The organism is Candidatus Infernicultor aquiphilus (assembly GCF_002784285.1).
Lineage (GTDB): Bacteria > Atribacterota > Phoenicimicrobiia > Phoenicimicrobiales > Phoenicimicrobiaceae > Infernicultor > Infernicultor aquiphilus.
This window is the reverse complement of record NZ_PFKO01000126.1, coordinates 503-2,542: the sequence shown is the minus strand read 5'-3', so window position 1 is coordinate 2,542 and position 2,040 is coordinate 503. Positions and strand designations below refer to the sequence as shown.

At 31.8% G+C, this 2,040-nt stretch carries 1 protein-coding gene; it reads left to right on the top strand.

Going from position 1 to position 2,040, the window contains the following annotated elements; genetic code table 11:
* Window positions 1-362 precede the first annotated feature (362 nt).
* The coding region (locus tag COZ07_RS03560; RefSeq protein WP_406607213.1) for a S1 RNA-binding domain-containing protein at window positions 363-2,040 on the top strand (1,678 nt) is incomplete at its 3' end.

Genomic DNA, 2,040 nt, shown 5'->3' with positions numbered 1-2,040 from the left:
ATTGCTTTAGCTTTTGAAATGCAAATAGTAAAAAAAGTACCAGCCGGTAAAGATGATATCCCGGTTCATAAAATAATCACCGAGGATAGAATAATAACATCCGTATCTCGTAACAAAAATTAAGTAGTGCAATAAATAGAATGTCATTGCGAGGAGTGAAGCGACGAAGCAATCTCAAAAGAGATTGCCACGCTTCGATAAATCGAAGCTCGCAATGACAACCAAATCAAATTAATCGTTTATTTTTCTTGTGTCGAATGTTAAGTTTGTTTAATAATTTCTTATCAACGAGATACGAGATATGTGATGCGCGATACGCAATACGCACCACGATATACGAGGAAGAGGAGAATTTAATAATTATGGAATTAAACGAGAAGAATAAAATAGAAGAAACAGAAGAAACAGAAAAAAAATCAGTAGAAGAAATTAAAGAAATGTTCGATGAATCGCTGGAAACATTTAAGAAGATAGAAAGAGGAGATATAATTAAAGGTAAGATAATAGAGGTTAATGAAGATGGTTATTTAGTGGATATGAAATATAAAATGGAAGGGTATCTTCCCAAGAATGAAACATCACTTTTTTCGAAAGAAGGGGGAGGTATAACTAATACTTTAGAAATCGGGGATGAAGTTTATGTATTTGTAGATAGTGTTGATGAAAAAAACGAAAATGTTATTTTATCCAAAGAAAAAGCAAAATATATCCAATTATGGGAAGAACTTAATGAAATATATAGAAAGAAGAAAAAGATTACCGCGGAAGTAATAGAGAAAAATCCTAATGGTTTAATAGTGAATTTAGGGGTGAAGGGATTTGTTCCTAAATCTCAAATAGAAAGTAAATTCATAAAAGATGAAGATTTGGATAAATATATTGGTAAAAAGTTAAACTTTAATATAATCAAATTAGATAAAGATAATAACACTATTATTCTTTCCCATCGTCTAATTGTAGATAGAGAACGTAAAGTATTACACCAAAAAACTTTAGCTAATTTAAAGGATGGACAGATAAAAGAAGGAATTATAACTAATATTACTAATTTTGGTGCCTTTGTGGATATAGGCGGAGTCGAAGGTTTACTTCATATTTCCGAAATTACCTGGCGCGATATGAAGGATGCCACTAAATTACTAAAGGTAGGTGATAAAATTAAAGTAAAGATTATTGATTTTAACCAGGGAAAAGATAAGATTTCCCTGAGTATAAAAAAACTTTCTCCTGATCCCTGGGAAAATATTATGGAAAGGTATTCTGTTGGTGACGAAGTTGAAGGAAAAGTTATAACCCTAAAAGATTTTGGAGCCTTTATTGAGATAGAGGAAGGACTTAATGGTTTACTTCATATTTCAGAGATGGCCTGGGCTTATGTAAAACATCCTTCAGAGTTAATTAAGGAAGGAGAATTATTAAAATTAAGAATTTTAGAAATTGAACCAGAGAAAAAGAAAATTTCATTGGGGTTAAAACAGTTATTGCCTAACCCCTGGGAAAATATTGAGAAAAAATATCCGCTTGGTTCAGTGGTACAAGGGAAAATTACTCAAGTGACTTCTTACGGAGCTAATGTGGATTTGGAAAGCGGAGTAAGCGGAGTTGTTCATTTGTCTGAAATGGATTGGAAATATGTGGAAAAACCTACAATGGTATTTAAAAAATATATGGTGCTTCCCCTGAAAGTGTTGAAGATTGATAAGGAGGCACACTTAATATTTTTAAGCAGAAAACGGACTTTACCTAACCCCTGGGATGATGTAGATAAGCTTTACCAGATAAATTCAATTGTAAAGGGTAGAGTAACAAGAATTAGAGACTTTGGAGCATTTGTTAAATTAGATACAGGCATAGAAGGATTTGTTCCGATATCAGAAATTGATTGGAATAAGACAAAACATCCTAATGAAAAATTGAAAAAAGATAAAGAATATGAGTTTAAACTAATAGGCATAGATAAAGAAAAACTACAACTAACCTTAAGTTACAAAAGGTTGTTGCCAGATCCCTGGTCAATGATAAAGAAGAAATATTCAGTTG